Source organism: Robiginitalea sp., from assembly GCF_049588695.1.
GTDB lineage: Bacteria > Bacteroidota > Bacteroidia > Flavobacteriales > Flavobacteriaceae > Robiginitalea.
On sequence record NZ_JBAVZJ010000568.1, the window covers coordinates 1 to 6860 of the forward strand.

General features: G+C 49.4%; 5 protein-coding genes. 3 read left to right on the forward strand and 2 right to left on the reverse strand.

The window, feature by feature from the left end; genetic code table 11:
• From WBV75_RS13030 to WBV75_RS13040, 3 genes are all read left to right on the forward strand, one after another.
• Nucleotides 1–3591, forward strand: a 3591-nt coding sequence (locus WBV75_RS13030) for a thrombospondin type 3 repeat-containing protein (RefSeq protein WP_424121021.1), incomplete at its 5' end; no start/stop codon positions are given.
• Entirely contained in the window at nucleotides 3588–4313 is a 726-nt protein-coding gene (locus WBV75_RS13035) for a hypothetical protein (protein ID WP_424121022.1), read from the forward strand. The genes WBV75_RS13030 and WBV75_RS13035, both read left to right, overlap by 4 nt.
• Before the next feature lie 62 nt (nucleotides 4314–4375).
• On the forward strand, nucleotides 4376–5044 hold the full coding sequence (locus tag WBV75_RS13040; RefSeq protein ID WP_424121023.1) for a hypothetical protein: 669 nt from the start codon (nucleotides 4376–4378) through the stop codon (nucleotides 5042–5044).
• Between the two features lie 192 nt (nucleotides 5045–5236).
• Here WBV75_RS13040 and WBV75_RS13045 read toward each other — a convergent pair whose 3' ends face one another.
• Together WBV75_RS13045 and WBV75_RS13050 are read right to left on the reverse strand one after the other, a co-directional pair.
• On the reverse strand, nucleotides 5237–6082 hold the full coding sequence (locus WBV75_RS13045; protein ID WP_424121024.1) for a hypothetical protein: 846 nt from the start codon (nucleotides 6080–6082) through the stop codon (nucleotides 5237–5239).
• 17 nt (nucleotides 6083–6099) lie between these two features.
• On the reverse strand, nucleotides 6100–6860 hold a 761-nt coding region (locus WBV75_RS13050), incomplete at its 5' end, for a RagB/SusD family nutrient uptake outer membrane protein (RefSeq protein ID WP_424121025.1).

Consider the following 6860-nt stretch of genomic DNA (forward strand, 5'->3'; position numbering starts at 1 on the left):
AGTAATGGTCTTTTTAAATCTACAGATTCGGGAGCTTCTTTTAACCGGGTTCGTGCAGGGTATATTTCCGACTTTAAACTCAAGCCCGGAGATCCGAATACTGTATATGCGGTGTCCAATGCACACATCGGAGGCGGTGGGAATACCGCCACCTTCTACAAAACGACCAACGGGGAAGTCTTTGAGGAAATAGCAAGTGATGTCCTGCCTACCTCCGCCGGACGGGTGGTCTTAGGCGTTACTCCGGCCAATCCGAATTTTTTATACGTCCTTGCGGCGAATACAAGCGGACAAAACTTCACGTATCAGGGTCTCTACAGATCCGAGGATAGCGGTGAGAGCTTTGTGGAAAGTCCGAATACCACAAACATTATGGAATCTTCCCAGGCCTGGTTTGACCTGGCCCTGGAGGTATCACCCACTGATGCCAACGAACTCTATATGGGTTGCCTGAATATTTGGAAGAGCACGAATAAAGGAAACTCATGGTTCAAACTCAACGAGTGGTTCATCAATGATGATTCCTATACCCATGCGGACATCCATACGCTGAAGTTTTTTAACGGAACGCTATTCACAGGTACGGATGGGGGGATTTACACCTCAGACAACGAAGGAAGCACTTTCAGCGACAAAACAAATGGTATGGCTATTGGTCAGTTCTATAAACTGACCGTTTCCTCTAAGGATGCCACAAAAATGATTGGGGGATTGCAGGATAATGGTGGCCAGATCCTCAATCAGGGGAACTGGAACGGCTACCACGGGGGTGATGGCATGGACAACGTCATTGATCCAAACAACGACAACATCGTCTACGGCTTTACACAAAATGGGGGTACTTTAAACATTTCCTCTGACTCCGGGCAATCCATTGGGTCCGTGGGCCGTCCACGGGATGAAAATGGAAACCTGATCAGCGGCAACTGGATCACGCCCCTGGCCATTGGATCAGACGGTTCCGTTTACAGCGGCTTTGACGGGGTCTACAAACTTGTAGGGAACCGTTGGGAAAAAATTTCGACCAATAATTTTGGAGGGACGGAACAAGGGGATGTTTTGGAAGATTTAATTGTAGATCCGACCAATCCGGAAGTATTATACGCCGCAGAGGGCACTTTTGTATTTCGCAGTGACGACGGGGGAGCGACTTTCAGTGCTTTTTTTAATGCAGATTTTGCAGTCTCCGATATCGCCGTGGATACGGATGATGGTTCAGCCATCTATGTAATTACTTCCTTACGGGTGGGGATTCGCCAAAGCACCCAATTGAACAATACCGGGCGGAAGGTGTGGAAAGTACCGGTATCCGCCAATGGAGATGCCGGACGTGAAATTGATATTACCTTCGACCTGCCGGAAGATCAGGCCCTTTTTGCCATTGCACATCAGGGTCGGCATACCGACAATCCTGTCTACGTGGGCACAAACCTCGGGGTCTATCGTATTGATGATGCCATTATCGCTGCGGCAGAAGCCAATGAGACTACCCCAGAATGGGAACCCTACTTCCAGGGACTACCCAGTACGGCAGTAAGCGACCTGGAAATCACCCTCGATGATGAAGTGATCACCGCGAGCACCTACGGACGGGGGGTATGGCAATCCCCGATTCCCGTTCAAACTCCGGATGCAGACGTTCGCCTATTGAGCCTCAGCCCTCCCAATGGGGCGGTCCTTTGCGGTAGTTTTACCCCGGAGATCACTATTGAAAACAACGGGATCAATCCAATAACCACCGTGCAAATTGAATACAGCATCAATGGGGATAACCCCGAATCCTTAGAACGAACGGTCAACCTGCAGAGTGAGCAGTCGACAGGCCTCGAACTTCCTTTAGTCAATATTGCCCAGATTGGAGAAGCTCGGATTCAGGTGAATGTAACTGTCGATGGGGATGCCTTTGCGGACAACAATGAAATTACCCATATTTTCTACATCAATGCACCCGAAGTTCCCAACGAAATAAATGACTTTGAAGGTTCCGGGACAGGTCTGCTTTCTTTTAATGAAGGGGACGATGGGCAGTTATGGGAAAAGGGTGTTCCTGCCGGGTCCGTCTTAAACCAGGCGGCCTCAGGGAGCGAAGCATACGGCACCAATTTGAACGGAAATCACCCCGATGGGGTTAAAGCCTACCTCTACACGAAGTGTTACGACCTCACCCAGACCCTGGCCCCAGTGCTCAGGTTTCAGATGGCTTATGATCTGGAGCAGGATTTCGATGTCGTGTATGTCCAATATTCTACGGACGAAGGCAGTACCTGGAGCGTTTTGGGCTCAGTGAACAGCCAACCGAACTGGTACATCAGCGATCGGACAAACGAGAGCTCAGGAGCGGCGGATGACTGCCAGAACTGTCCGGGAGCCCAATGGACGGGCACCAATGCCACCCTGACCGAATACGCCTATGACTTTGTCGGAAACGCCGCCCTGGGAGAAGCAGATTTAAGCGGGGAAACCAATGTGATTTTCCGAATCGTCTTTCACTCAGATGAGCTTGAAAATCAGGAAGGCGTGGTTATTGATGACCTCGGACTCACCGGTTTTGAAGATGATGCGGACGACGACAACGACGGTATCCTGGATGTAAATGACAACTGCCCGTTAGTGGCCAACGAAGATCAGGCAGACACGGATGGGGATGGCCTCGGCGATGTCTGCGATCCTGATGACGACAATGACGGTATTCCGGATTTAGATGACAATTGTCCGAAAACACCCAACCCGGGGCAGGAAGATGCAGACGGAGATGGTATCGGCGATGTCTGCGACGAGGATGAAGACAACGACGGGGTTCCAAACGATCTGGACAATTGTCCTGGTACGGAAGATGGCACTGTCGTGGGTCTGGATGGCTGTCCGGTCTTTACCCTCCCTGCGACAAACTTCCTGGTACAGACCGAAGGGGAAAGCTGTCGTTCCAGCAATAACGGAAGTATTACCGTAGAAGCCACCGAGGCACTGGATTATATCGCCATCCTGACCGGAAATGGAACGGATAACACCCAGACTTTTAGTAGTGGCACCGCTTTTGAAAATCTGGATTCCGGAACATACACCCTATGTTTATCGGTAGATGGAGAACCCGATTTTGAGGTCTGCTATGATCTGGAGGTTCCCCAACCGGAAGATTTATCCGTCAGCGGAAAGGTAAGTACCCTGGGGAAAGAGATCACTTTAGATCTGAGCGGGGGCAAAGAGTACCGAATTGTATTAAACGGACAACGCTACCAGACGCGTGCTTCCAGTATCACCTTAAGACTGGATCAGCCCGTGAATCAGCTGGAGGTTCGCACAGACCAGGAATGCCAGGGCGTTTATACCCAATCCATAACCCTGACTGAAGAACCCATCGCCCTTCCCAACCCTATTGATAGTGGAGATTTAAGGGTGTTTGTCCCGGCTGAAGATGGCACAAAGATTCGCATACGAATGTTTTCGATGAGCGGCAGCAGCCTTTTAAACAAAGAGGTTGTAATCAGCAACGGAGAGGTGAAGATCAATATGGACGCATACGCCCGGGGTGTATATCTGCTCAACGTCACCGACCAAGATCAATTGTACAGTTATAAAATCATCAAACGATGAAAAAATTACATTTCATACCTAAACTCCTGCTCACGGGATGTACCATAATCCTTTTATCCTGCGGAGGTGGTGATGGGGATGGAGGGGACGACGGTGGGGGTGATCCGAATCCGATCCCCGCTCCTTTGGCCACCACGCTTATTTTTCCCGACAACAATGAAGAGTGTACGGAGGGAGAGGTGATCAACCCAACGCAGAGCCGTGTAGTATTTGAGTGGAATGACTCTCAAAATACGGATAGTTATCAGGTCAACCTGCTGAACCTCAATACGGGATCCAGCTCCCTGACCAGTAGTACGGAATCCTCGACACCCATTATCCTTCTCAGAGGAGTCCCGTACGAATGGTTTGTGGTCTCCAGGGCCAATGGAACCACGGAAACAGCGACCAGCCCTACGTGGCGCTTTTTCAATGCCGGACCCGGCATTAGTAATTACGCCCCGTTTCCCGCCCAGGCCGTAACGCCCACCCGGGGGGCAACGCTCAGCGCTACATCTTCGGTAGTCCTGGAATGGAGTGGCAGTGATGTGGACAACGACATCAGCAATTATACGGTATCCTTTGGAACTGAAAATCCCCCGCCGGCACTTGAATCCGAAATCACGGGTACGAGTCTTGAAGTGGATGTACAATCCGGGAACACCTATTTCTGGCAAGTGGCTACTGAAGATACGGCCGGAAACGTGACCAATTCTGAAGTTTTTGTCTTCAGGGTAGAATAGTCTAAGTCCGGAAAGCCGGCATGAATTTTGCACATTAAAGACAAATATATTAAACCCAAAGAATGAAAAAGAAGCATTTTATTTTTGCCTTAGGTCTGGCTCTGGCCAGTACCCTAACAGCACAAACCAGTTTAGATCTTCCCTCGGAATACCTGCGCAACAATACTACCGGTGGGGTTAATGACAACCTCCCCCCTAACCTTGTGGGCTCACCTTACCTTACGGACGATTTCAAAAGGGGTATGGTGTATATGGAGAATGAAGCCCCTTATCCTGCCATGATGCGCTATAATGCCTACCAGGATGAAATTCAGGTTCAGGGGCCGAATGGGATTTCTACTTTGTTCATGCGGGATAACATCTGGGCCGAACTCAATGGGGAAACCATAAAAATTGAGACCTATGAAAAGGGCTCGGGAACGGCTCAGGGGTATTTTTTCGAGCTGAACAAAGGGACCACAAGACTCCTTAAAAAACATAAAAGAGTCTTTATGGAATCCGTACCGGCCAGTTCTTCTTACTCAAAGGAAAAGCCGCCCAGGTTTGACGACGATATCACTTACTATCTTGCTCAGGAAGGCGTTCCTGCCAAAGAAATTAAGCTGAAAAAAAAGGATATCGCCGGAATCCTGGATTCCGAAGAGGCACAGGCTTACATTAAAAAGAATAAAATGAAGCTCAAGTCGGAAGATGAAGTAATCCAGCTTATCAATCACCTTAACGCTTTATAGACAAGCCATAAATATCATTATCCTTCGGAAATGTAGAACCCGCCTGCTGACAGGCGGGTTTTTTCTGCCCCGATTTCTACTACACCTGCGAGTGGCAGTGTATTCTGTACTAAAAGGCGTCACTTTCAAAAAAAGCCCGCAAAATGCAGGCTTTTCGTAAAAGCCTACTTTTGAACTTTCTAATCCTAACTTCTAAATCTTGGTCAGTGTTATGGACGCCGGGGTTTCAGCTCCGCAACTGCCGCCACCTTCATCGTCCAAAAAGTCAATCACCAGGACCGAATCATCTCCTGCCTCATAACCCCCGGTGGTAGCACTAGGTCCCAGACGTGTATTGGCACCACAACCTATTCCAGTGTCCTGTCCGGAAGCAACCAGGACGGTACCACATACCAGGGTGAAATTAAAGGTAAAAGGGCCATAGGTTCCAAATGCCGGATAGACGAAAGCAGAAAATTTCCGGGCATCTGAGCTGGATTCACCCTGTTGCAAAGTGACTATCCCCCCTTCAAAAGTATCAATTCCAAAAATACCCGGAACCGTGGTGGTCAGCTGATATTCACCTATAAAGAAATCCGGATCCACCGGGCATACCTGAAACAGGCTAACGGTCGTTGTGCTAAAGGAATCCAAATCCGCCCCTGCATCTCCCGAAATCTCATTTATTTCGAGAGTTACCGTTTTGGTTTCACCGATATCAATCCCATTGTCAATTCCGGTAAAAGGGAGTATTCCCCGGTAAGAATTGGCAGGTATGGTCACCGTGTTGCCCACACTGTACTGATCCGGTGTCGCCTCGTTTTCGGCACCGGTCGTTACCACGTTTACGGCAACCGTACGATCCACATCTGACAAGGTACTCACCAGGACCGGTATGTCAATTTCAGCTGTGGAATCAAAGACTACGGGAAGGTCTATATTCGGCGACGAAAACCGCAAATATGCAGGCCCCGTTTGATCGTCGTAGCGAACGACCTCCTCCTCGCAGGAAGCGAGTAAGCCGAGACTGGCAAAAAGAATATATATATACTTTTTCATTGTTCTGGATTATTAGATTAGTATCCTGGGTTTTGTTGTTCACGCAGTCCCGGGTTTGCATTGAATTCCACAATCGGAAGTGGCAAGGTAAACCTGAAATCATCTGCTGATAGTGTACAGGCTCCATTAAAAGCACAATCAATCGGGTCTTTCAAGACCCCCTGGTTGGCGCGGGTGCCCAAACGTTTCAGGTCAAACCAACGGTGACCTTCAAACGCCAGTTCCACACGGCGCTCATCGAGGATGGCCGCATAAGCCTCTGTAGGACTTCCAAAACTTGGAGCCGCTGTGGCCTCACCAAAACGCGCATCGCGAATATCCTTGATCAGGTTCGCAGCAACACCCAAATTCCCCTGGGCAACAGCTGCTTCCGCACGGATCAAATACATCTCTGACGCCCGGAAGATCTTCAGGTCATTCATCAGGGGCTGTCCCTCAGATCCAGGATATTTTTGAATCACAATAATATCCGTAGCCGGGTTGTTGTTGGATTCATAATCCGGGTCTATCAGACTGGACGGGGCGACATTCACATCGTAACGAATGTCATTCTCGTCGATAATATTGAAAAGCGAACGTCCCATTTCAAAATAAGGAGATCCTGCGAGGGTAGCATCCACAAAAGCAAAACGCGCTCCTGCCCATCCGCCGGCTGCAGGGCTACCCGTGGCTCCCTGTCCGTCGTAGGTATCATTATTCGTACGCTCCAATTTAAAGATCACCTCGCCATCTTCCTGATCCAGGAACATAGCCTCATACTCCGCACGGTTCGCCAGCG